This is a genomic window from Glaciecola sp. G7-5, assembly GCF_055808975.1.
Genome location: NZ_CM147892.1, coordinates 3,651,844 through 3,676,680, shown reverse-complemented (window position 1 = coordinate 3,676,680; position 24,837 = coordinate 3,651,844). Strand labels below are relative to the sequence as shown.

The window sequence follows — 24,837 nt, the reverse complement described above, 5'->3', positions numbered from 1 at the left end:
AGCTTTATTAGCCCCACTTTTGCACAAACTCACCATTGGGATCGTAAATTTGGCTTTGTTTATCAAGGTTGAATTGTCTATGGCCCCGAGGATCTGAGCCTACGCCAGCCAAATATTGCCAATTACCATAGTTACTGGCAACGTCATAATCTATAAGCATTTCTTCAAAATATGCCGCGCCATAGCGCCAATCTAAATTCAACTCGTGAACAAAACAACTCGCCACTAACTGCCTTGCTCGGTTTGACATAAAGCCGGTACTTGCAATCTGCTTCATGGCTGCGTTAACAATAGGATAGGGCGTTTGTCCCTGTTTCCATTGCGTAAATTTATTGTCGTTATGGTGGCTAGAGGGCGGCTTTTGTTGAATACCTCCAAATCTAAAAAATAAAACCCCTTGTTTTTTCGCTTGTAGGTGGAAAAATTCTCGCCATAACAACTCAAAAAATAACCAATAAGTTGAATCGTTTTTGGTTCGCGTATTTTCATATTCGGTGAGTTTAGTAAACACATAGGCGGGTGAAATAAAGCCCATCGTCAAATATGCAGATAAGCGGCTAGAGAAATCCCATCCATCTAAGCCATTTCGCGTCTCTTTATAGCTTGCAATGCTATCACTTTCAAAGAAATACTCATTTACTCGTGCTTTTGCTTCAGACTCGCCGCCTACATAGCCGTTGTCACTGTCTACTTTTGCTGGCACATATTGCACCAAAGATTTATTCAGTGGCGCTAAATGCAATGGTTGTTTGAAGTCAGCAAACTCTTTAGTAAGACTTGAACGAATGCGCAGGTCTTTTTCTACGCGCCGGCGAAACGGGGAGAACACGTCTGGCATTTCACTGAGAGGAAAGGGTAATTCATCGTGCTTAAGTAAATAATGGCTAAGCCCTTTAATCCATGAGCACTGAGGAAGCGCTTGCTGCATTAAGCTAATATCTTTCGTTTCGCTATAACCGTAGTGCTCATTATAAGATATGCAGTCTATGTCCCATGATTGCACTAAAGTTTGCATGAGCTCTACAGGTTTCCCTTCAAACATGTGCAGCTCAATATTATGCTGCGATAACTGCTGCTTTAATGCTAGCAAACCTTGGTCTAGAAACGTGTGCCTATGCCTGCCTAGTTGACAATGCCCAAAGCGATTTTGCTCCAAGGTGCTTGGGTCAAATATATAAACAGCAACCACTGCCTCGCATTGTTCCATTAAATCGAAAAGCGTGTCGTTATCACACATTCTTAGGTCGTGACGAAAGTAATGAAGGCCAATTTTGTATTGCTTCTTGTCCATACGTAAGCTTAATTAACGTTAATATAAAGTATCTTACTAAGTTTTTACTTTATGCGATCTATATCATTCTTAAATAAGTAAAAATCACTATCAAAAAGTGTAAGCAACATACAACAAGTCAATAAAACCTATGCCTACTTCAAACGAAAACAAAAGCAACGACCCGACGCGCTCGATCATGTGGTTTCGTCAAGACCTACGGGTAAAAGACAACCCAGCGTTAATAAAAGCGGCAAAACACGACAATGTTTTACCTGTATTCATTTACGATACGACCTTGCCTAACAAAGCCGAACTTGGCGGAGCATCTAAATGGTGGCTGCATCACGCGCTGGAGTCGCTACAAGAGTCCTTAGACGGCCATCTTGTTATTGCTAAAGGTGACCCACAAAGTATCCTTAAAGATTTATGTTCTAAGCATGATGTAAGCAATGTTTATTGGAATAGAATGTATGAACCCTGGGCAATTGCGCGTGATACAAAAATAAAAACAAGTTTGAAGTCCGACGGTATAGATGCCCATAGCACAAATGGAAGTTTATTATGGGAGCCCATGCAAGTACTTAAAAAGGATGAAACGCCATACAAAGTATTTACTCCCTATTATAAAAACGGTTGTTTAAATGCCCAGCACCCGCGCTATCCCGAGCGCAAACCCATCTTCGATATAATGCCCAATATACAAGACTGCGAAGGTTATCAATCAATAGACAGTTTAGCGCTATTGCCCACAATTGAGTGGGACAGTGAAATTAAAAAACTGTGGAATGTGAGCGAGCAGGGCGCACAGCAAAAACTGGCTCGCTTTATTAACGAAGCCATAGAAGATTACGATGAAGACCGCAACGTACCATCTATAAAAGGTACATCATTGCTGTCTCCTTACTTGCATTTTGGTTTACTTAGCCCAAACCAAGCCTGGTATGCTGTGCACGATGCTTTTGATGGTAGCAGAGAGAAAAAAGGCGTGTATGTTTACTTAAGTGAACTTGGCTGGCGGGAGTTTTCTTACTACCTGCTGTTTCACTTTAACGATATTCAAAACCGTAATTTCAATAGCAAATTTGACGCCTTCCCTTGGGTACAAAACGCTAAACACTTGCGCGCATGGCAACAAGGTAAAACTGGCGTACCTATTGTGGATGCTGGTATGCGTGAATTATGGCAAACCGGCTACATGCACAATCGCGTGCGCATGATAGTCGCCTCCTACTTAGTCAAGAATCTGTTAATAGACTGGCGAGAAGGCGAGCGCTGGTTTTGGGACTGCCTACTTGACGCCGACACCGCAAGTAATGCTGCGGGTTGGCAATGGGTAGCGGGTTCTGGGGCCGACGCCTCACCTTATTTTAGAATATTTAATCCTATATTGCAGGGCGAAAAGTTTGATAAACAAGGAGAATATGTCAAAAAGTATTGTCCTGAACTTAGCGACTTGGAAAAAAAGTTTATCCATAAGCCTTGGGAAGCGAGTTCACAAGTATTAAAAGACGCTGGCATCGTATTGGGCAAGGATTACCCTGAACCTATTGTTGATCTTAAAGAAACTAGACAGCGCGCCTTAGATGCGTATGCAACTATTAAATAAACGAGGAGAGTGAATAATGCCGCGCCTTTGCTTGCTGTTAGGTGACCAACTTAGTTTATCAATGTCCTCTTTGGCTGAAATTGACAAACAAAATGACCATGTTCTGATATGTGAGGTAAAAGAAGAAGCAAGTTACGTTAAGCACCATAAAACGAAGATTGCATTTTTATTTAGTGCCATGCGCCATTTTGCGGAAGAACTTAAACGTGAGGGCTACAAGCTTTATTACACCAAATACACCGATGGCGATAACCAAGGCTCATTATTTAAGCAGGTTGAAGCGCATGTAAAAAACCATGATATTAGCGACATTGTTGTTGCCAAAGCGGGTGAATACCGCTTGCATGAAGACATCTGCCAGTGGTCTTCTCGTTTAGACTTAGCTGTTAAAATCACCCCCGATAACCGTTTCATGGCAAAAGAAGAAGATTTTAGCGACTGGGCAGAAGGTAAAAAACAGCTCAGGATGGAATTTTTCTACCGCGAAAGAAGGAAGCAGTTTAACATTCTAATGGATGATAAACAGCCTGTGGGTGGCAAGTGGAACTATGACGCAGATAACCGCGAGAAATTACCCAAAGACATAAAACCGCCATCGCCCTGTGTTTTTAAACCAGATGACATCACCGAAGATGTAATTGCCTTAGTAGAGAAGGAATTTGACCATCATTTTGGCGATATTAAGCACTTCCATTATGCGGTAACGCGCAACCAAGCACTTGACGTGCTAGATAACTTTATTGAGCAACGACTCGTTAATTTTGGCCGCTATCAAGACGCAATGGTGCAAGATGAAGCGTGGATGTTTCACTCTCATGTTTCATTTTATATCAACGCGGGCTTATTAGGCCCAGAAGAAGTCATTCTTGCTGCCCAAGAAGCCTACTATAAAGGCGATGCGCCCATTAATTCCGCTGAAGGTTTTATTCGACAAATCCTTGGCTGGCGAGAGTATGTGCGCGGTTTTTATTGGCATTTTATGCCTGACTTAAAAACCGATAACTTTTTACAAGCGAAAAGAGCCTTGCCTGAATTTTATTGGACGGGCAAGACTGATATGAATTGTTTGAGCCAATGCGTAAAGCAAACCAAAGAACATGCTTATGCCCACCATATTCAAAGACTCATGGTACTTGGTAACTTTGCACTATTAGCCGGACTCGACCCCGAGCAAGTGAATGAATGGTATCTAATCGTTTATGGAGACGCATATGAATGGGTTGAACTGCCTAATGTAAGCGGCATGATCCTATACAGTGATGGCGGAAAATTATCGAGCAAGCCTTATGCAGCAAGTGGTGCATACATTAACAAAATGTCTAATTATTGCAGCCATTGCAAATATAGCGTTAAGGAAAAAAGCGGTCCTCAAGCTTGTCCCTTTAATTATCTGTATTGGGATTTTATTAATAAACATAAAGAAAAGTTTGAAAACAATCCAAGAATGGCCATGATTTATAGAACAATGTCGAAAATGGACCAAACTAAGCTTATGCATATGCTTGAGGATTCTGAACTCTTTTTAGAGAAGCTTTCTAATAATGAAGAAGTCTGACTTACCCACTAAAATTTGTCCTGTATGCACTTTGCCTTTCACATGGCGCAAAAAATGGGAGCGCAATTGGGCGGAAGTAAAGTATTGTTCTGAGCGGTGTAGACGAAATAAAAAGTGAGCTTGGGCATATCGTTTTAAAACGCGATGCCCAAGCCATTTTTAAGCACAAGGCCTATTATTAAGGCAAAACTAAAGCTCAAAAGCGTGCCTAGCATAATATATTCGGTGAGCTTTCTATCTGTTTGGCGGCGCATATCGCCAAATCTAAATACACTTTTTGCCGCTAATAAAAAGCCTATCCCGCCAAACTGACCTAACAACACAAAAGTGATAACTAAGAATCGCTCTAAAGCGCCTATGTACTCGCCAGCTGTTTGTAAGCCCGAGTTTGCCTGGTCAGTATTCTCAAACTGTTGCAAGTAAGGACGTAACAAAAGCTGTATTAAAATCGACAGCGGTTTGTAAGCAAGCAGATATGCACTGACTGTAGCTATCATGGTGGCTGTGCTATGAGTCACGATAAAGTCTAGAATCATGCTAACGTTAACTCCTTGTAGCCACAAAGTGACAGCAATTAACACCAATAAATGAGCGAGTTGGTCCATGACAAAATAGACAGTGGTAAAGCCCATATAGGTTTTCCAAACATCTATTGCGTAGTGAGTCGAAATAATGACAACTAATGCTATTGCAAAATCAGCTGAATTATCGACACCACCTAAAAACAAAGCGATAGACGTTAATATAGTATGGACGCCCATGTGCTTGAGCAAACCAATGGACCTAATTTTGTGTTCGACTTTGTCCATGATCCAAGAATGAGCCTGTAAATAAAAATCAGCAGTAATATGGGCTAAAAATAACAAAGCAAATAAAATCAAAGCGCATGCTCCCCAATGGTTTTCTCAAAATAAAGAATGAAACCTTTTATTAAATCAGCGTTGGCACGTAATAAATGGGTATTAACATTTTGCCGTGTCATATTAAGTTGTGAAGCGATTTTTTTATGTTCAGGGAAATCACCTTGAATATACCAGTACAGAACTAAGGCTTGCTTGGCGGATATACCCGTTAAAATGCGATTAAAAAACGCTAAGGCTAAATGAGATGCTTGAGTAAAGCCTTCGTCATAAATACCTATTTCAGCTTTGTTTACGCTTTCTAATTGTCTTCCAGAGTTGACGAAAACACTGTCCATTCTGTCGTGCAGGCTTGTCACTGCTCGGTCAATAATACCTACCGCTAAGGATTGCGTAATATCTACTGGAAATGGTAAAGAAGAGCGCATATAAAGTTTAAGCAAAAGCAAGTGACGCAAAGAAAGTAGGGCATTAGGGTACATAATTTGAAACGCATCACCGCGATAAAATTCATACACAATGTTATGTTCTTTGTGAATCGACGCTAAACACTGCTTTAGTGCGCTCATACATTGGCTTAGCTGCTCTTGCGACATCGACGTTGAATTAACGATATCGCTTGTTTCGACCGCGATTAGACTTGCCATCATTTCTACCTTTAACAGCGTTAAATAGTCATTTATGGACTGAGTATGCATTGATAGGTCATAAATAGCAAACGTTTATAGTTGCTTTTAAAATTGCAATCGATATAGTTTGCAATTATTTCAGTAGCAAGCTTACCATTATGATCTACAAAAGCTAAAAATGGACATGATATTGATATGAAGATTATTGTTGATGCTGACGCCTGCCCCGTTGTGATTAAAGAAATTCTATTCAAAGCTGCGAATCGAACGGGTGTGACTTTACTATTAATCGCTAACCATGCGATGAAAATTCCAGTTAACCCAGCTATTCAATTTTTTCAGGTTGGATCGGGATTTGACGTGGCTGACGACGAAATTGTAAAACGCACAGAAGAGGGCGACTTGGTGATAAGTTCTGATATACCCTTAGCCGCCGAAGTTATTGAAAAAAACGCAATCGTACTATCGCCCAGAGGAGAAATACTCGACAAACAAAACATAAAGTCACGACTAACAACACGTGACTTTATGGATACTATGCGCTCAAGTGGTATACAAACCGAAGGGCCTGCGCCTATGTCACAAAGAGATCGTAAAGCCTTTGCCGGTCATTTAGATCGCATCCTTGCGCAGAACACCTAGATTATTTTTTATCGAGCAAGCTAATTAGGCTCGATGTATCAAAGCGGCTTCCACCTTGCGCTTGAACTTGTCCATAAAACTGGTCAACAAGGGCAGTAATAGGCAGGGTACTGTTATTTCGCTGCGCTTCGTTAAGCACAATATTGAGGTCTTTGCGCATCCAATCAACAGCAAAGCCAAAATTGAATTCACCTTTGACCATAGTTGCCCATCGGTTTTCCATTTGCCAGCTTTGCGCGGCACCTTTGCTAATGACATCAATCACTTTATCGACGGCTAGGTTAGCATTTTGTGCAAAATGTAATGCTTCAGACAAACCTTGCACAATACCCGCAATGCATATTTGATTGACCATTTTGGTTAATTGACCCGAGCCTACAGGCCCCATTAGTTCATGTTTTTGACTATAACAATCAAGTAAACTTGTAATTGCTTGATAGTCATCATTATTGCCACCTAACATAACCGTTAATTTCCCATTTTCAGCCCCTGCTTGTCCGCCAGAAACTGGGGCATCTAAAAAGTGAATACCCTGTTGTTCACAAATATCAGCTAATTCACGGGCGAGCTCTGCAGAAGTCGTTGTGTGGTCGATTAAATAACTTCCCTTTGTCATGCCAGCAAGTGCACCTTGCTCACCAAGAACGACGCTTTTTACGTCATCGTCATTACCTACACACAAAAATACGACGTCTGAATTGAGACTTGCCTCACGAGGACTATCAGCACTTTGTCCTTTATAAGATTCTGTCCATTGCGCTGACTTACTCTTGGTGCGGTTATAAACCTTAAGCTCATGCCCTGCATTTGCTAAATGACCCGCCATTGGGAAGCCCATGGCCCCTAAACCAATAAATGAGACTTTCATGTATTGTCCTTATTTGTTGTTAAACTGCTTATTAGCGATTTGCTTTGGTCAATAGTGTAGCGCTTTTTGGCTAAAGAGTTTACCTGTCTTTGTTATCGTTAGCGCTATTCTCATCCTTCGTATTTAGGCCCACACCTCGAATACGATTGTCGATATAATCTTGAAATTGACCGTTATCTCTGCATTTAACAGTACCATTGCCTAGCATAGATATGCCTGCAAAGATCTTTTTAATGCCATCTCCACAGTCTACATCTATTCGAGGCCTTTTGATGACTTTGGTAAGGGTATCTATTGCTGTTTCGGTATCGATAATGGGCGAAGTCTGCAATTGTCGATGGCGTGTGGCTTGTTGTTGACTAAACTGGGCATTGTAACTTTGCAAATGCTTGGTAACGAGTTGCCTGTAGCGGTCTTTTGCCCCTAGTAGATCAGTATTTAACGGCGCTAAGGCTTCTTGTTCCTTTCTTTCAGATAATAATGTAGTTGTTTCTTCTGCTGTATCAGTTGATGTCTGCGTTTCTATAGCCTCTTTTTCTTGCGCTTCGCTATTTACAACTTTTTCCTCTTTCTGCGCTGATATTTGTTGTAGTGGCTTTGCCTCATCTTTACTTTGTTCTGCAGGCGGTTTTTCATCTTGTAAACGTTCATCTATATCTATTGCGGCTGGTTTTATTTTTGGCGCTGTATACAAGTAACTAATAATTTTTGTGTTCTGGTGGTCCGCTTGTTTTGATTTATCGTCTATTATTTTACGGCTTTGTATTGGCGCGATTAAAATGACTAGAGCTATAACTAAAGCGTGCGCTAGCAATGACGCTGCCAACAAACTGTATGAGGAGCGTGCATCATTTCTTTTAGGAAGTTCTAAAGGTCTAGCTTCAATTTTCAATAGCGTAATCTGAGTTGGACGATGCAGCATTTGCACCGGGGCTATAAAGATGACTCTATCTACAGCTAAAAGTTTCTTTTGAATGTGGGAAGCTGCCTTTTATAACTAATCGCTTTGCTAGGTTTAACTATCTTTTTATTTATAATAATCGCTGTTGTTAATAAAACATGTATAATCTAAATTTGTGTCCATATCGCTATCAAGGAAGGAAACATGAAACTCCTATCATCTATAACAGTTGCAGGCTTAAAGATTGGGGTAGCTATCTGCATTGCTGGGATACTAATTGGCAATGCCTCTGCTACTGACGCATTTAAAGGTGATGCATATTATACGCAAAAGGACTTTGAAAAAGCCCGCAGTTCGTATATGGCGGCAGTCGAAACTGGCAGCCCCCACGTATATTATCAGTTAGGTACAATCTACTACAAAGGACTTGGTGTAAAACCAAACTACCTTAGTGCCGTGCTTTGGTTTTCATTGGCGGCTGAGTATGAATTTAGTGACGCTAAAAAAATATTTAATGTGCTCGTTAAAAATATAAACGAAAGCGATAGGGCAGAGATACAAAGGTTGGTGCGCGATTTTAAAAACAAATATGGTAAACAAAAAATAGCCGACAAATATCTTCCTAAATTGTTGCCCCAAGCACTTGGGAAAAAAGTAAGCTTTGGTGGACCAGGTAAAGCTCCTGATACTCAGTCCAGGACTGATGAACTATTTGGCATTGAAAGTATTGATAGCTTGCCTGAAATTGAGCTTGATATTGATTATGATGACAGTTTTGACAACTCTTTTGGTAACACCTTTGACGATGGTTTTGATGACTTTGCTGATCTGGATTTTGACTCAGTAGTAAATGATGGTTCGGCCGTCATTGATGAATTTGGTGATATACAAGGCTCGCAACCAGACAAAATAAATCCGCTTGACCTACCGTATCTTGCTGTTATCGATTATGAGGTAGCTATCGATGGCTCAATACGCAATATCGAGAAACTATATACAAAAGGTAGAACAGGCAATATCAATACAGGAATATACGAATATTCGCTGTATACCTTGCCTACACCAACTTTTGAAGGTGAACGCATTAGCTTCTTTAATCGCGGCTTTTTAGGAATTGCTAAATGGGATACCGGTCAAGCACGACACAAAAATAAAGACCTTTATGATTGGGTCAGACGTAATTATAAGCGTTTAAGTAAAGAAGAAACCGCGCAAACGAATTATGAGCGTGCGATGTTATTAATCTATTATCCATGGTATCCCCAAGACGAAGGATTAGCGATCTCGCTGTTGAAAAGTTCAGCGGAGGAAGGATATGTGCACGCACAATATGAATATGGTCTTCATTTATATCGTGAGCAAAAAGACCTTCTTAAAGCCGTGAATTATTTATCATTAGCAAGTCAATTTGGCCTCAGCAAGGCGCAATACACCTTAGCAAGGATTTTACAAACCAGTCCTTGGGTTGAACCTGATGAGAAAAAAGCGATGTTTTGGTACGAAAACGCCGCTAAAAAATCTCATTCATTCGCTTCATTAAGACTAGCTGAACTAAAACTCCTTGCAGCTGACGAAAGCTTACAAAATCAAGCTGAAGCGATAACCATCCTAGAAGACATACAAAGCTCACAAAGCAACAATCCTGAATACAGTTATTTAGTCGCAATATCGCACCTAAAAGGCAAATACAGAGACTTTCCAAAAGTTACTCGTTATTTACGCAAAGCGATATCGAGAGGCCATACACTCAACTGGGATGTTTCACATTGGGAAGACCAACTTGAACGCTGGACGACAGGCCATGTAACTGTGCTTGATCAATAAATAATATCTGTATCAAGTTACATCAAGTTTTTAAGCTGGCGTCTCGCCAGCTTTTTTTAACTAATCCGCAAGACTTTTTGTGATGAGAAGTTTTGATAAAATAGTAGTTAATCACAAGACAAAAAATTTCGTACATTTTGTTGTTCACAAATGATCACATAAACGATTTCAAAAAGCAGGAAATAAGCCGAAATACACAAACTATTGATTATTATACACTTTACTTATCCTTGTATTTATACAATAGCGTATAATGTATATTATGTTAAATTAAATGTTATTAAGGTTTTGTCCACATGCTGTTGTGTGTTCCTATGAATCGTTAATTGTTTGAATCCCCTTTCCTGCGTTTTATGGATGACGCTTTCTTAAATGATTGATAAAGAAAACACTAAAACCGAATCTATTCATTTAAAAATAATGTATAAATCTTTTAGCATTAACGGGTGCACCGCTTCGTTATTTTCTTTAATTAATTTATGCACGCTTTTTAGTCAGGTCGCGGTTTATTAGCATCTGCTAAAAGTGTATTGTTGATAAGTCGTAATAATTAGGTCCAAGTAGATAAATGTCTGAAGTGACAGCTAAGAATGAAAACGTATTTGATGACAAACACGAATATAGCGCTATTATCGTTGGTACTGGCTTTGGTGGGATTTCAGCAGCCATTAATCTGCTTAAGCTTGGGATTAATGACTTTGTGATGCTAGAACGACGTGATTTCGCGGGTGGAACTTGGTTACAAAATACCTATCCTGGTGCCGCGGTAGATGTTCAGTCGCCGTTATATAGTCTATCAGGGCATCCTTTTCCTTGGTCACACTTATTCGCAAAGCAAGATGAGCTTGCAGAGTACACTCGCTCTTTGCTAGATAAATACGATTTACACAAACAAATACACTTACAATGTCAGGTGCGTAGTGCTAGTTGGAAAGGAAATAGCTGGCAACTAACACTTGCTAATCAGCAAACATTGCAATGCAAAGTGTTAATAAATGCAACAGGCCCCTTAAGTTCACCATCAACGCCATCATTCTCAAATTTTGACTCTTATATAGGGTTTAATTTTCATAGCAATGATTGGCAACACAATGTTGATTTGGATAATAAAAATGTCGCGATAATAGGCAGTGGAGCAAGTGCAGTACAAATCATTCCCGCCATAATTGATAAAGTAAAAAGCCTCCATGTAGTACAAAGAACGCCTCACTGGGTGCTACCACGACCTGATTGGAAGATCCCAAAGGCCCTCAGAAAGTTTATGGCCCTAAAACCCATTTATGCCATCATCAGATGCTTTATTTATTGGTTGCTAGAGTTACGCGTAATAGCGTTTAAGTATAGCCCTCGCCTATTAGAGCTTGTAGCTGCAAGACCAGCACTTCGTCACTTAAAAAAGCAGGTGACAAGCAAATCGTTACGTGAAACGTTAACACCTCCATTCATTATTGGGTGTAAAAGAATAATCATATCGAACACATATTACCCCGCGTTACAAAAATCGAATTGCTTTGTCCATGACGAGTATGATGGTGTTTGCCACTTTTATGAAACAGGAATTAATTTTAAAAAGTCAGGCAATTGCGAGATTGATGTTGTAATATTTGCTACGGGTTACAATGCGATTGATTCGATGGTCTCTTACGAGGTTAAAGGAAGTAACAATGCGATACTGCAAAAACGATGGAATGATTACCCTAGGGCTTATTTAGGAACGAGCATTCCTGATTTCCCAAATTTCTTTGTTGTCACAGGACCAAATACGGGTATTGGTCATACTAGCGCAATTTTCGTGATAGAGTCACAAATGCGATATATCATGAGGTGCGTTGAAGAAGTTCTTGTAAACGGCGCGGTATCTATAGAGCCAACGGAACTCGCAGAAGACAACTATAGCAACATGGTCCACCATGAAATGGCAAAAACCGTATGGTCCTACGGGAATTGTGAAAGCTGGTATCAAAATGCAAAAGGAAAAGTCATTGCCATGTTTCCGGGTTTCAGTTTCACCTTTCGTCGACTATGTAAGGCATTTAACTACAAACATCATCTAATAAAACGGTAATTTATGGTTTTTATCTTCGTCACAGTCATCGTTTTACTCTTGCTCATTTTATGGTGTTTGTTCATATCTAAGTCATCCACCATGGGGCGAATTTTATATGAATTGAATACTACTTTTAGAGCACGCCTAGCAAAGTTAAGGCATGTGCAAATTAAGCGTGCAGATGATGTATTTGCCTATTATACAAATAATCAAAAAGATAAGCCTTGCATGTTATTGCTGCATGGTTTTAGTGCGGATAAGACAATTTGGTTGCCTTTTGCCAAATACGCCAGTCGAAACTTTAACCTTATCATTCCAGATCTTATGGGCCACGGTGAAGTGCCCTACTGCAAAACACAAAATTACAGTGCCTTTAATCAAGCTGATTACGTCAAACGCTTACTCAAAAATTTAGGCTTACATGACTCCCCTCTTATTATCGTTGGAAATTCAATGGGGGGAATGATTGGGACAATATTAGCAAGTGCAAATAGCGATGCTAACAACGCTGAAGAGAAAGTTCGTGCATCATTAATGATTAACAACTTAGTGTTAATCGATCCTGCAGGTGCAAGGAGTGATTTTGCACTGCAATTAAAACAGGCTAATCATAATCCTTTTAGCCACAGCACACTTAATGATTCTCTCGCCTTTTATAAACTAGCGATGCAAGACCCACCTTTTTTGCCTTTATGTGTAAAAGTACATGTTGCCCAAACTAATTATTTGTCGAAAAAAACGCAATACCAGCATATGTTTGCAGATTTTTTCAATCCGGAAGAGTTTTTTGTAAGTCCGGTTACGGTTAATGCTGCGAAAATTCAGTTGATTTGGGGTGAAAAAGATAAAATCTTACCGGTAAGCGAGGCTAAATACTGGGAAAAGCTCCTTGAATGTAACACTGTTATTATTCCAAATATTGGCCATATGCCTATGGTAGAATGTCCAGAACACACATATTCGTTATTGCATTGATTTTTATCAATATGGACTTTTACCATTAGCACTATTATGAAGAAAGCTTTGATGACGCAATACAAGAAGTAAAAGTTAGTAACTATTCATTTAAATTAAATTCAACCAATAAGCCGATCATTTTCTATGGAATTTATTCTTTTATTCATTGCTTTTATTTTTGGTTTTGCCTGCAAGATAATAAAGATGCCACCCCTTATAGGGTATTTAGTTGCAGGTTTTGTGCTAAATGGCATGGGATACTCATTAAACGATAGCCTAAGCACTATCGCGAACTTGGGTATCACAATTATGTTGTTCACGATAGGTCTAAAACTCAACGTTAAAGACCTTGGTAAGACGGAAATTTGGTTAAGTTCTATAAGCCATGCGCTTATCTGGGTTTTAGTCGTTTGTTTGGTTGTATTGTTGTTACTAAACCTTTCATTGCCTTATGTGAGCGAACTAAGTATGCAGCAGGCAGCGCTAATCGGCTTTGCGTTTAGTTTTAGCTCAACAGTATGCGTGGTAAAAATACTAGAAGAATCAGGTGAAAGTAAAACGAGACACGGAAAAATCGCCATCGGTATATTAATTGTCCAAGATATTCTCGCTGTCCTATTTTTAGTCGCCGCTACAGGCAAATTACCATCCATATATGCTTTTGCTTTGTTTTTGCTGATTCCGCTTGCGCCTATACTTAGAAAGTTATTAGAAGAAGCCGGTCATGGAGAGCTGCTGCCATTGAGCGGTTTAGTTTTTGCACTTGGCGGTTATTTCTTATTTGATCTTGTTGGTGTTAAAGGTGATTTAGGTGCGTTAATATTTGGTGTCTTACTTGCCAAAAGCACTAAAGCTGCAGAACTATCTAAATCCTTGTTGGCATTTAAAGATCTTTTCTTGATAGGGTTTTTCTTAACAATAGGGCTAACAGCCTTGCCAAACATTGAAATGGTGCTCATTGCGCTATTATTTAGCTTCTTATTGCCACTTAAATATCTTTTGTTCTTCGCACTATTTGCTGGCACAAGATTGCGTGCTCGTACTTCTTATTTGTCCAGTTTAGTTTTGTCAAATTTCAGCGAATTTGGCTTAATTGTAGTAGCCGTCGCGGTAAGTACTAAAATGCTGGGCGATGATTGGTTAGTGATTATGGCCTTAAGTGTCTCATTTTCGTTTGTCATATCCAGCGTACTTTACAAACGTTCACATGCCCATTATGCGGGGGTTAAAGACACCTTGAAACGTTTTCAATCAAGAAAAATATTGCAAGAAGACCGCTATCCTTGTATGCGTGATGCAGAAATTCTTGTCATAGGCATGGGACGCGTGGGTAAAGGTGCATTTAATGCACTAGACAACACCTTAGGCTCTGCCGTGTGGGGAATGGATGCTGACCTAGAAAGAGTCAATAAGTTAAAAGCCGATGGAAAAAATACCATTGTTGGAGATGGAGAGAATATCGATTTATGGGAGAATTTAGATCTTTCCAATATTAAGCTTGTTTTACTTGCTCTACCTTCGATAGAAGATTCCTCAAATATAACCTCGCAACTACGTCACGCTAAATATACAGGACAAATCGCAGCTATTGCCCGCTATGAAGATGAAGTCGAACCATTGCTTAATAAAGGCGTCGACAGAGTGTTTAACTTTTTCACCGACGCCGGTTTGGGTTTTGCTGAAGAGAGTATCACCATGTTGAATGAAATAAAGGGTCAAGCTAAGTCATAAAATATGCATAGGTTGTAGTCTAAATGAGAATGATTAAGTTTTATATCCCCATGAATTATATAGAAAAATTAACTTCAGTTTTTTGTTTTATCGCTTTTTGTGCTAAGCTTTTATGATAGATTTGTAACCTAAGGAATTGCTTATGCAAGGTTCTACACTTGTTTTAAAAACCCTAAATGAAATACTTACTTTTGAACTGACCTCTATCAACCAATACTTCCTACATGCGAGAATGCATAAAAACTGGGGTTTAGAAGCCTTAAATGAAAGCGCCTATAAAAAGTCAATTAAAGACATGAAACAAGCCGACAAACTAATCGAAAGGATATTATTTTTAGAAGGCTTACCTAACCTACAAATGCTAGGAAAATTGTTTATAGGCGAAAACACGCAAGAATCACTTGCCTGTGACGCTAAGTTTCAGTTAAGTCAAATTCCTAAATTAAAAGCGGCAATTAGTATTTGCGAGCAAGAACAAGACTACGTAAGCCGCGATATGCTCAATCACATATTAGAATATGAAGAAGAATACTTTGATTGGTTAGAAACCCAAGAGTATCAAATCGCACAAATGGGCATCGAAAATTATTTGCAAACGCAAGTCGAAGCCTAAACTTGACAGGAGAATATTATGCAAGGTAGTCAAAAAGTAATAGAAGGACTAAACAGCCTTCTTGGTTATGAATTAGCCGCCATGGACCAATATTTCGTGCATTCTCAGATGTATTTAGATTGGGGCTTAACAAAATTATATGAACGTATTAATCATGAATTTGATGATGAAAAAGGTCATGCCACCAAGCTAATTGAACGCATGTTATTTTTAGGTGGCAAGCCCGATATGGTTACGCGTACCGGCCTGAATATAGGCGCAGAAGTACCTGACATGTTAGAAAGCGATTTGCGGGTTGAATATGAAGTTGCAGCTAAACTGAAAGAAGTAATCGCCATTAGCGAACTTGAACAAGACTATGTTACGCGCGATATGTTACTCGTACTATTAGATGATACCGAGATGGACCACGCTTATTGGTTAGAACAACAGTTGGGCTTGATCAGGCGATTAGGTTTAGCGAATTATCTTCAATCGCAAACTTAATAAGTCTTTTTTGACGCTCACGATCTTGTGCGGAAAACGACTATTCGATTTTAGTCGTAAACAAAACAGAATAAACGTAAATTTGTTCTGTTTTGTTGTTTTTGATTTCTACAAACATTTGCCACTGCATACGCGGTTCAGTACAACTGCCTAAAAAAGTAAGCGCTTCGACCTCACCGGCGCTTATTTTATCCTGAATTACAGGTGTTCTACCCATAAACATATTAACACCCTCAATCCAAGCCTTTTGCAATGCGTACCCATCGCTAAATGAGAAATCGATAAACATCTCTTCCTCAATAATGGGTGGGCGTTCAAATTCTATGTCTAAGGTAAAGCTATCACGTTCAAAATGACAAACGTTATTGCTTAATTCGCATTGATCTAATTTATTTAATGACTTGTTAACGTTGGCTATCTTAATTCCTGAAAGCACTGCCAGCACTAGCCCTGCGAAGATTAGGATTTTAATTATTGTTGGCTTTTTGTTCACAATTTGTGCACCGTAAAGTTTCCTTTATTGACTAAGATCAATGCTTAGTTAACTTAGCTATCTTTTTGTATTTAAAAACATTAATATTCTACCCCGACTAGTGTCAGGAATCCTGATCTTTTTTCTCTAGCTATATGTAGCGAGAAAATTTAAGCTTAATCGGACACTTAGTTAAGGTTTACACTATTACTCGACGCGGAAGTTTCAAACATGAGTCAAACAAGCCAAGTTCAACCTGACTACAATTATAAAGTAGTTAGGCAGTTTACAATCATGACGGTTGTATGGGGTATCATAGGGATGACAGTAGGAGTTTTGATAGCAGCGCAATTGTTTGCGCCGGCACTTAACTTTGACATTCCATGGTTAACCTACTCTCGTTTACGCCCTCTTCACACCAATGCGGTTATTTTTGCATTTGGTGGCTGTGCATTATTTGCAACCAGTTACTATATTGTACAGCGTACCTGCCATGTTAGGCTCTTCAGTGATAAACTTGCTGCGTTCACCTTTTGGGGTTGGCAGGCAGTTATCTTGTCTGCGGTTATTACCCTGCCTTTAGGATTCACCTCTAGTAAGGAATACGCAGAGTTGGAGTGGCCAATTGATATTTTGATAACACTCGTATGGGTTGCATATATCATCAACTTTTTTGGTACTCTAGCGGTTCGTAAAACATCTCATATTTATGTTGCGAATTGGTTTTTGGGTGCATTTATGCTTACCGTCGCGGTGCTTCATATTGGTAATAGTATGGTTGTTCCGGTATCAATGTTTAAATCGTACTCGCTCTATGCCGGTGCTGTTGATGCAATGATGCAGTGGTGGTACGGTCACAATGCCGTAGGCTTCTTCTTAACCGCTGGTTTCTTAGGTATGATGTATTACTTTGTTCCTAAGCAAGCAGGTCGTCCGGTATATTCATATCGCTTATCTATTGTTCACTTTTGGGCGCTAATTTCTTTATACATTTGGGCTGGTCCTCACCACTTACACTATACCGCTTTACCTGACTGGACTCAGTCTTTGGGCATGGTAATGTCAGTTATCTTATTCGTACCTTCGTGGGGCGGCATGATAAACGGTATCATGACACTTTCAGGTGCATGGCATAAATTACGTACTGACCCTATCTTGCGTTTCTTAATCGTATCTTTGTCATTCTATGGTATGTCTACTTTTGAAGGCCCAATGATGGCAATCAAAACGGTAAACGCATTATCTCACTACACTGACTGGACTGTAGGCCATGTTCACTCTGGTGCATTAGGTTGGGTTGCAATGGTATCAATCGGTTCAATTTATCACCTTGTCCCAATATTGTTTGCACAACCTAAAATGTACAGTACAAAACTGATTAATATACATTTCTGGCTGGCGACTATTGGCGTAGTACTATATATCGTAGCAATGTGGATGAGTGGTGTATTACAAGGCATGATGTGGCGTGCAGTGAATGCTGATGGCACACTGACCTACTCTTTTGTAGAGTCCTTAGAAGCATCTAAACCCTTCTATGTTGTGCGCTTTATCGGTGGTTTATTTGTTGTTGCAGGTATGCTCATCATGGCTTACAACTGCTATAAAACGATAGCTTCGCCAAAATCAGAAGAAAACGCGACAGATGCAGATCTTGCAGTAGGAGTTGCTCGATGAAAAATCCACATGAGTTAATTGAAAAGAACGTTGGTCTGCTAACTATTTTAATTTTGATCGCTATCAGCTTTGGCGCGATGGCTCAAATATTACCACTTATGTTTCAACAACAGGTTTTAGAGCCAGTAAAAGGCTTACGTCCTTATACTGCGCTTGAAATGGAAGGACGTGACATTTACATCCGTGAAGGTTGTGTTGGCTGTCATAGTCAAATGATTCGTCCATTCAGATCTGAAACTGAACGTTATGGACACTACTCAGTAGCGGGTGAATCTGTTTGGGAACGCCCCTTCTTGTGGGGTTCTAAAAGAACAGGTCCTGACTTAGCACGTGTAGGTGGTCGTTACAGTGACGAATGGCATAGAGTTCATTTGTTGAATCCTCGTAATGTGGTTCCTGAATCGAATATGCCTGGTTATCCTTGGTTAGCTGAAAACAAGTTAACTGGTAAAGACACAGCGAAGAAGTTTGAAGTCAATAAGATGCTAGGTGTTCCTTATACCGAAGAAGATATTGCAGGTGCAAAAGCTGCGGTAGAAGGTAAAACCGAAATGGAAGCATTAATTGCTTATTTACAGTCTCTTGGCACGCACTTGAAATAAGGAGTGACCTGATGGACCAAGCTATTATTGGAAGCATTTTCACTGTCGTTGTGTTTGTCGCGTTTTTTGGCGCGGTATGGTGGGCATTTAATTCAAAAAACAAAGAAAAGTTTGAAGACGCCGCCAACATCATCTTTGAAGATGATGATAAGCAAAGTGACAATAAGTTTAGTAAAAAAGATCAGGAGTCATAAGATATGACTATGTTTTGGACAATATGGATAAGTGTGATAAGTCTTGGCACGATAATCGGCTGTTGGTGGCTGCTTGTGTGGACCTTATCAAATAAAACAGGCGTTGCTGAAGGCGACGATATGGGGCATGAGTTTGACGGTATTGTTGAGATTAACAATCAACTACCTAAATGGTGGACCAACATGTTCTATTTGACCATGGTATGGGGGTTCATTTACCTATTTGCCTATGGTGGACTAGGTGATTTTACAGGATTCTTAGGTTGGAAAAGTTCTAATCAAGGCGTACTTAGTTTAGAAGAGTCGCGCGCTGAACTTGAAAAAGATATCGCCGCAGATAGTCTTAACGAGTACGCATTAAGCGTTAAAGTCGCTCGTGAGAAGTTTGACCCTATTTTTGAAGAATACGCGAAAACACCTGTTGAAGAGCTAGCGTTAAACGAAGAAGCAATTCAAGTCGGTAAGCGTCTGTTTATTCAAAATTGTGCTCAGTGTCATGGTTCAGATGGTGCAGGGCAACGTGGAGGCTTCCCTAACCTACGTGACAACGATTGGTTGTACGGTGGTTCGGGCGCTAAGATTAAAGAAACCTTGGTGTTAGGACGCAAAGGCATGATGCCTGGATGGTTAGCCCCTTTTGGTGAAAAAGGCATTGAAGAAGTTGTAGCCTACACTTTGAGCTTAAGCGGTCGTGATGTTGACGATGGTCTAGCAACAGCCGGTAAAGCGCGTTTCATGGCTTGTGCTGCTTGTCATGGAATGGACGGAAAAGGAAACCAAATGCTTGGTGCTCCTAATCTGACTGACAATATTTGGCTGTACGGTGGCAGTGAACGAGCAGTGACCGAAACCCTAAATTACGGTCGTAACGGTGTAATGCCTTCGTTCAAGAAAACATTGGGTGAAAATAAAATTCACGTTGTTGCTGCATATGTTTACAGCCTGTCTAATTAAGGTGACAGTAAGCCATAAACATTCGGTAAAATGAATACAAAGAAGCCTCGTTTTACGAGGCTTTTTTATTTACACTACGAGCCCGGATGTTTAGTCAATAAACCTGCTTAAGACGTATTTACCCTAATAAATTTATAGGAAAACTATGCAAGAACAAGACGACAAACCTTGGTACAAACAATTTTGGCCATGGTTTTTAATTTGTATACCACTTTCATCATTAATAGTGGGATCTCAGGTAATAAGACTAGCGACTGACGGAACCAATAGTCTAGTTGTAGACGATTATTACAAGGAAGGAAAAAGCATAAATGCTCGTCTTGATAAGATTGAAAATGCGATTGCATTAAATATCAGTACTAAATTAGACATTAAGTCTAACGGAATAACACTTGAGTTTTTAAGCGGCGCTCCCACTGAGGGTGAAGCACTACAATTAGATTTTTTTCACGTAACCCAAGAACATAAAGATTTTAAGGTGTTGCTTACGCGCGATGCGTCAGGTATTTATCGCAGTAATGAAGAAAATCCAATTGAAGGAAAGTGGCGTTTACGATTAACCCCTTTAGACGAATCTTGGAAAGTCCAAAAGAGAATAAGTTTGCCTCAAGCTACGGCATTTGATTTTAATCCATAGGCGTTTAAATTTAGGCCTTTATGCAATAATTCACATCGTTGAGCAGAGTAGTTAATGAGCATCAATATCGCACCGGGACATTGCTTTCACTGTGGTTTGCCCAATACTGAGGGTGAATCATTCCCCGTTTCATTTCAATCTACAACTCATTATATGTGTTGCCCTGGTTGCCAAGCTGTGGCACAAGCCATTGTAGATAATGGTTTAGAAAATTATTACGAATTTAGAACTGAAGCCGCGGCCAAAGGCGATACAGCGCTAGATAATACGATGTCACAACTCGCTGTATATGATGAGCCTGAGCTACAAGAAGAGTTTGTTTTTGATGAAGGCAAACACAAATCAATTCAATTGACTGTAGAAGGTATTACTTGCGCAGCGTGTGCTTGGTTAATTGAAAAACAACTAGCAAAACTAGCGGGTATCAAACAAGTTTCGGTAAATGTATCGGCTCGCCGAGCGGTGATCAATTGGGATAACGATGTTGTCAAATTATCGGGTATTTTAACTAGGCTAAAATCGATAGGCTATGAATCCCTTCCCTTTCAACCAGACGTCCACGAAGCATCATTCAAGAAAGAACAAAAATCATATCTAAAAAAGTTAGGCCTTGCCGGTATTATGACTATGCAGGTGATGATGCTAGCCATGGGACAATATTTCGATATTTTGGGGAATATTGAAGAAGATGCTGTAGCCTACTTTAATGCTGTAGGCTTGTTATTAACGACACCCGTCGTATTGTATTCTGGCAGCATCTTCTATTTAAGCGCTTTTAAAGCGCTGATGGCAAAAACCGTGAATATGGATGTACCTGTGACCATAGCCATTATGGCGACTTACATTGCTGGTGTATTAGCTGTCAATAAAAGTAGTGGCGAGGTTTATTTCGAATCTATTTGCATGTTTATTTTCTTCTTAACGATAAGTCGCTACTTAGAACATAGATCACGTCATAAAGCATCCTTAATATCATCGAATATGCTCAAACTGATCCCCGTAACCGCGCAAAAACAATCCGAAGATGGATTTACCAGCGTAATTGCCAAACAGTTAGTCAAAGACGATATCGTACTTGTTAAAGCAGGAGAAACCGTGCCCATCGACGGCGACATCATTGAAGGCCAGAGCTACTTTGATGAGTCGATGTTAACCGGTGAGTTTGAACCCGTTACAAAGACGATTGGGCAACGCATTTATGCAGGGACCTTAAATCAACATAGTTCCATCATAATGCGTGTTGAAGCTCCTGTTAAATATGCAATGATGAATCAAATTCTTCGCTTACAAGAAATGGCCATGGCGAGCAAACCAAAAGTTGCGGCCACTGCAGATAAGCTTTCTCGTTATTTTGTTTTCGCGGTTCTAGCAATTTCGGCCTTAACCTATTTTTATTGGTATGCTCAAGGTAACGATCATGCTTTTTGGATTACTATATCTGTGCTTGTAGCGACCTGCCCTTGCGCATTAGGTTTAGCCACGCCATCGGCGATAACGTGCGCGATGGCAAAATTAAATAAAATGGGCGTTTTACTAAAGCGTGCTGATGCACTTGAACAACTCACTGTAACCACCGACATTATTTTTGATAAAACGGGAACACTTACCCAAGGCAAATTCTCAATTAACAAAGAATGGATAAATCCCCCTTCAAAAGACATTTTTGATGTGCCAGAACACGAACTAGCGTCATATATTGTGGCTATGGTAAATAGCATAGAATCCAGATCAGAGCACCCTATCGCAAAAGCGTTTGAACAATATATTCATCAGCGTGATGACCAAGCCTACAGTGCGACACATTTTAACTTAAGTGAATACGCCGTTAAAATAGGTGAAGGTATATCGGTAAAGCTTGACGATAAACAACTATTTTTGGGTAGCCAAGCCATGATACTGCCAATGATAAACGCTTTGAATTCTGCAAGTGCTATGAATCAAGTTGAGGGTGCGAATGTGTTACTAAGTACAAGTGACACCCTAATAGCCGCATTTTGGATTAGCGACACAGTACACAAAGACGCCTCTGGTATTGTCAGTCAATTAGGCAGTCATGAACTCACTATATTAAGTGGCGATACTCAAGTTAATGTCAACAAAGTTGCAGAGGAATTAAACATTTACAATGCTGTTGGGGATAGTACCCCTCAGGCAAAACTAAATTACATCGGCAAACTTCAGGCGAAAGAACGACGGGTTGTTATGCTGGGTGATGGTATCAATGATGCTCCCGTATTGGCAGCAGCTGACGTATCCATTGCGGTAGGCAACGCTTCAGACCTTGCTAAAAATGCGGCCGATATTGTATTACTAAATCCAAAATTACAATCAGTTGTTGACCTACTAGTCATGGCAAAGAGAACAAAGTCCAAAATAAAGCAAAATATTGCTTGGGCTTTAGCTTACAATTTTTTGGTTCTCCCTTTTGCAGTTGTTGGTTGGCTAACGCCATGGCAAGCGGCTTTAGGTATGTCGCTTAGTTCGATTGTTGTGGTATATAATTCAACACGTTTAATGCGCTAAGCTAGCCAAGTAGTAAATACACAAGGTATGATAAATAACATGCTTTTTATGTTATCCATCTACATAAAAAGTAACAACAAGGTATCAGTGATGAGTATCATTTATGTATTAATTCCTTTGGCGATAATAATTGTTGGTATCGCAATAGGCATCTTTTTTTGGGCAGTTAAATCAAATCAGTTTGATGATTTAGAAAGGCAAGGTTACAGCATACTGTTTGATGATGATATTAAACAAAATAAAGAAGCGAATAACCTACCAAATGAAGACAATACAACAGACAAAGAAAGCAAACAATAGTGTCTGAATTTAGTTACTTTTCGGCATTTCTTATTGGGCTCGCAGGTGGAGTCCACTGTATAGGCATGTGTGGACCAATAGCAAGCGCGTTTACCTTTGCCGTACCTAAAAACACGTCACACACGCCCTATATTCTGAGCTACAACGCTGGGCGTATTTTCTCATACACTATTGCTGGAGCACTCACGGGTTGGTTGGGTAGCCTTTTCTCATCGAGTGTGGTTACAGGCTTACTGATATTGCAAAGTTTAAGCATTATATTTTTATTACTACTTGCTCTTTATATCAGTGATATATACAAAGGTCTTATTTATTTCGAAAAGGCAGGTGCTAAGCTATGGAAGCATTTAGCCCCAATTGCGAAGCAATTAATCCCATTTAAAAGTCCTTGGTACACCATACTTTACGGAATGATTTGGGGCTGGTTACCGTGTGGTTTAGTCTACTCGGCACTTACATGGTCACTGGCCAGTGGCAGCCTAGTGCAAGGCGCATTGTTCATGCTTTGTTTTGGTTTAGGCACATTACCCGCTTTGGTTGCGAGCAGTTTAGGAGCTAGTTTCCTTATTCCGATATTGCAACACAAAGCGACGCGACTTACGATTGCCAGTTTATTGTTTTTATTTGCAATAATTTTGATTTTCGATTTGTTTCAAGGTATAACAAACTTGGAATAGCAAAACAGCAGAGAGCCCATGTCAAATAAAGAGTTATCAATACATTGTCAGAGTTGTACTTTCAGTCATTTGTGTCTTCCAGTGAGTTTAAATAAACATGAGTTAGATTCTCTCGATGATATTATTGAACGTAAACGCCCTCTGCAAAAGCATGATAAGTTGGTTAATGCGGGCGATAAGTTTCATTCTTTGTTTGCGGTACGTTCTGGTTCATTTAAGTCCTACATAAGTGACAAAAACGGCATTGAGCAAGTTACTGGTTTCCATTTCCCTGGCGATATTATCGGCTTTGATGCCTTGAAAGACGAAGTTCACCAAAGCTATACCCAAGCACTTGAAACAGCCATGGTATGCGAATTGCCTTATGAAACCTTAGAAGAAGTTTCGAGTAATTACCCTAAGTTACGTCAACAAATAATGCGTTTTATGAGTTCAGAAATTAAACATGATCATAATTTAATTATGTTATTGAGTAAGCGCAGCGCTGAAGAACGCTTATTGCATTTTATTAATCATTTATCGATGCGTTTTGATGAACGAGGCTACTCAGCCAAACAATTTAATCTGTCGATGACAAGAAACGAAATTGGCAATTATTTAGGCTTAACGGTAGAAACGATTTCTCGCTTGTTAACGCGCTTTCAAAAAGAAAACCTAATCCAAGTCGACGGTAAATTAATTAGCATTATTGATTTTGATGGAATAAAGCAACGTATTCCAGAAAATGATATTGCGTTTACCGCAGTAGGCTAAATATCCCCACATTGTGATGCAATAACGAATAAGCTTGCTGTATACTTAGCAGGTTT

The 24,837-nt window shown here is 39.7% G+C and carries 25 protein-coding genes; 19 read left to right on the top strand and 6 right to left on the bottom strand.

What is annotated here, in order from left to right; genetic code table 11:
* Window positions 1-7 precede the first annotated feature (7 nt).
* Window positions 8-1,291, bottom strand: coding sequence for a DASH family cryptochrome (locus AC0L6H_RS16235; protein WP_473390189.1), 1,284 nt, complete (start codon window positions 1,289-1,291; stop codon window positions 8-10).
* A gap of 130 nt (window positions 1,292-1,421) precedes the next feature.
* Here AC0L6H_RS16235 and AC0L6H_RS16230 point away from each other — a divergent pair, with 130 nt between their 5' ends.
* From AC0L6H_RS16230 to AC0L6H_RS16220, 3 genes are read left to right on the top strand one after another with little or no spacing between them, the layout of a single operon-like run.
* Window positions 1,422-2,879: a cryptochrome/photolyase family protein gene (locus tag AC0L6H_RS16230; protein ID WP_473390188.1), complete on the top strand. Its 1,458-nt coding sequence runs from the start codon at window positions 1,422-1,424 to the stop codon at window positions 2,877-2,879.
* Window positions 2,880-2,895: 16 nt separating this feature from the next.
* On the top strand, window positions 2,896-4,434 hold the full coding sequence (locus tag AC0L6H_RS16225) for a cryptochrome/photolyase family protein (protein WP_473390186.1): 1,539 nt from the start codon (window positions 2,896-2,898) through the stop codon (window positions 4,432-4,434).
* Window positions 4,421-4,552, top strand: a complete 132-nt coding sequence (locus AC0L6H_RS16220; protein WP_473390185.1) for a DUF2256 domain-containing protein — start codon at window positions 4,421-4,423, stop codon at window positions 4,550-4,552. The genes AC0L6H_RS16225 and AC0L6H_RS16220 overlap by 14 nt, the downstream gene beginning before the upstream one ends.
* 16 nt (window positions 4,553-4,568) lie before the next feature.
* Here AC0L6H_RS16220 and AC0L6H_RS16215 read toward each other — a convergent pair whose 3' ends face one another.
* Together AC0L6H_RS16215 and AC0L6H_RS16210 are read right to left on the bottom strand one after the other, a co-directional pair.
* A complete protein-coding gene (locus AC0L6H_RS16215) occupies window positions 4,569-5,315 on the bottom strand; it encodes a DUF3307 domain-containing protein (protein ID WP_473390184.1) in 747 nt (248 codons plus the stop codon).
* Complete coding sequence (locus AC0L6H_RS16210; protein ID WP_473390183.1) at window positions 5,312-5,992, bottom strand: hypothetical protein; 681 nt, start codon at window positions 5,990-5,992, stop codon at window positions 5,312-5,314. Before AC0L6H_RS16210 ends, AC0L6H_RS16215 begins: the two co-directional genes overlap by 4 nt.
* A 126-nt stretch (window positions 5,993-6,118) precedes the next feature.
* Between AC0L6H_RS16210 and AC0L6H_RS16205 the strand changes: the two genes are divergently transcribed.
* A complete protein-coding gene (locus AC0L6H_RS16205) occupies window positions 6,119-6,565 on the top strand; it encodes a YaiI/YqxD family protein (RefSeq protein ID WP_473390182.1) in 447 nt (148 codons plus the stop codon).
* Window position 6,566: 1 nt separating this feature from the next.
* Here the strand turns inward: AC0L6H_RS16205 and AC0L6H_RS16200 are convergent, their stop codons facing one another.
* Window positions 6,567-7,433 carry an NAD(P)-dependent oxidoreductase gene (locus tag AC0L6H_RS16200; RefSeq protein ID WP_473390181.1) on the bottom strand — a complete coding sequence of 289 codons (867 nt, stop codon included), beginning with the start codon at window positions 7,431-7,433 and terminating at the stop codon, window positions 6,567-6,569.
* Window positions 7,434-7,512: 79 nt separating this feature from the next.
* Window positions 7,513-8,355, bottom strand: coding sequence for a hypothetical protein (locus AC0L6H_RS16195; RefSeq protein WP_473390180.1), 843 nt, complete (start codon window positions 8,353-8,355; stop codon window positions 7,513-7,515).
* A gap of 183 nt (window positions 8,356-8,538) precedes the next feature.
* Between AC0L6H_RS16195 and AC0L6H_RS16190 the strand changes: the two genes are divergently transcribed.
* The 6 genes from AC0L6H_RS16190 (at window position 8,539) to bfr (AC0L6H_RS16165) (ending at window position 15,992) form a co-directional block, all read left to right on the top strand.
* A complete protein-coding gene (locus AC0L6H_RS16190) occupies window positions 8,539-10,158 on the top strand; it encodes a tetratricopeptide repeat protein (protein ID WP_473390179.1) in 1,620 nt (539 codons plus the stop codon).
* A 568-nt stretch (window positions 10,159-10,726) separates the two neighbouring features.
* Window positions 10,727-12,223, top strand: a complete 1,497-nt coding sequence (locus AC0L6H_RS16185; RefSeq protein ID WP_473390177.1) for a flavin-containing monooxygenase — start codon at window positions 10,727-10,729, stop codon at window positions 12,221-12,223.
* 144 nt (window positions 12,224-12,367) lie between these two features.
* Window positions 12,368-13,180, top strand: coding sequence for an alpha/beta fold hydrolase (locus AC0L6H_RS16180; RefSeq protein WP_473390176.1), 813 nt, complete (start codon window positions 12,368-12,370; stop codon window positions 13,178-13,180).
* A 126-nt stretch (window positions 13,181-13,306) separates the two neighbouring features.
* Window positions 13,307-14,893, top strand: a complete 1,587-nt coding sequence (locus tag AC0L6H_RS16175; RefSeq protein ID WP_473390175.1) for a cation:proton antiporter domain-containing protein — start codon at window positions 13,307-13,309, stop codon at window positions 14,891-14,893.
* Window positions 14,894-15,035: 142 nt separating this feature from the next.
* Window positions 15,036-15,506, top strand: a complete 471-nt coding sequence (gene bfr, locus AC0L6H_RS16170) for a bacterioferritin (protein ID WP_473390173.1) — start codon at window positions 15,036-15,038, stop codon at window positions 15,504-15,506.
* A gap of 18 nt (window positions 15,507-15,524) precedes the next feature.
* Window positions 15,525-15,992 (top strand): bacterioferritin, encoded by a 468-nt coding sequence (gene bfr, locus AC0L6H_RS16165; protein ID WP_473390172.1) that lies wholly within the window; start codon window positions 15,525-15,527, stop codon window positions 15,990-15,992.
* Between the two features lie 40 nt (window positions 15,993-16,032).
* Here bfr (AC0L6H_RS16165) and AC0L6H_RS16160 read toward each other — a convergent pair whose 3' ends face one another.
* On the bottom strand, window positions 16,033-16,485 hold the full coding sequence (locus AC0L6H_RS16160) for a hypothetical protein (protein ID WP_473390170.1): 453 nt from the start codon (window positions 16,483-16,485) through the stop codon (window positions 16,033-16,035).
* Between the two features lie 210 nt (window positions 16,486-16,695).
* Between AC0L6H_RS16160 and ccoN the strand changes: the two genes are divergently transcribed.
* The 9 genes from ccoN (at window position 16,696) to fnr (ending at window position 24,781) form a co-directional block, all read left to right on the top strand.
* Complete coding sequence (ccoN, locus tag AC0L6H_RS16155) at window positions 16,696-18,141, top strand: cytochrome-c oxidase, cbb3-type subunit I (protein WP_473390169.1); 1,446 nt, start codon at window positions 16,696-16,698, stop codon at window positions 18,139-18,141.
* Entirely contained in the window at window positions 18,138-18,743 is a 606-nt protein-coding gene (gene ccoO, locus AC0L6H_RS16150; protein WP_473390168.1) for a cytochrome-c oxidase, cbb3-type subunit II, read from the top strand. The genes ccoN and ccoO overlap by 4 nt, the downstream gene beginning before the upstream one ends.
* Before the next feature lie 11 nt (window positions 18,744-18,754).
* Entirely contained in the window at window positions 18,755-18,937 is a 183-nt protein-coding gene (locus AC0L6H_RS16145; protein WP_473390167.1) for a cbb3-type cytochrome oxidase subunit 3, read from the top strand.
* 3 nt (window positions 18,938-18,940) lie between these two features.
* Window positions 18,941-19,891, top strand: a complete 951-nt coding sequence (gene ccoP, locus AC0L6H_RS16140) for a cytochrome-c oxidase, cbb3-type subunit III (RefSeq protein WP_473390166.1) — start codon at window positions 18,941-18,943, stop codon at window positions 19,889-19,891.
* A gap of 145 nt (window positions 19,892-20,036) precedes the next feature.
* On the top strand, window positions 20,037-20,528 hold the full coding sequence (locus AC0L6H_RS16135) for a FixH family protein (protein ID WP_473390165.1): 492 nt from the start codon (window positions 20,037-20,039) through the stop codon (window positions 20,526-20,528).
* Window positions 20,529-20,582: 54 nt separating this feature from the next.
* Window positions 20,583-23,051, top strand: a complete 2,469-nt coding sequence (locus tag AC0L6H_RS16130; RefSeq protein WP_473390164.1) for a heavy metal translocating P-type ATPase — start codon at window positions 20,583-20,585, stop codon at window positions 23,049-23,051.
* 90 nt (window positions 23,052-23,141) lie between these two features.
* On the top strand, window positions 23,142-23,351 hold the full coding sequence (ccoS, locus tag AC0L6H_RS16125) for a cbb3-type cytochrome oxidase assembly protein CcoS (protein ID WP_473390162.1): 210 nt from the start codon (window positions 23,142-23,144) through the stop codon (window positions 23,349-23,351).
* Window positions 23,351-24,028 carry a sulfite exporter TauE/SafE family protein gene (locus tag AC0L6H_RS16120; protein ID WP_473390161.1) on the top strand — a complete coding sequence of 226 codons (678 nt, stop codon included), beginning with the start codon at window positions 23,351-23,353 and terminating at the stop codon, window positions 24,026-24,028. Before ccoS ends, AC0L6H_RS16120 begins: the two co-directional genes overlap by 1 nt.
* Before the next feature lie 18 nt (window positions 24,029-24,046).
* On the top strand, window positions 24,047-24,781 hold the full coding sequence (fnr, locus tag AC0L6H_RS16115) for a fumarate/nitrate reduction transcriptional regulator Fnr (protein ID WP_473390160.1): 735 nt from the start codon (window positions 24,047-24,049) through the stop codon (window positions 24,779-24,781).
* Window positions 24,782-24,837: the final 56 nt, after the last annotated feature.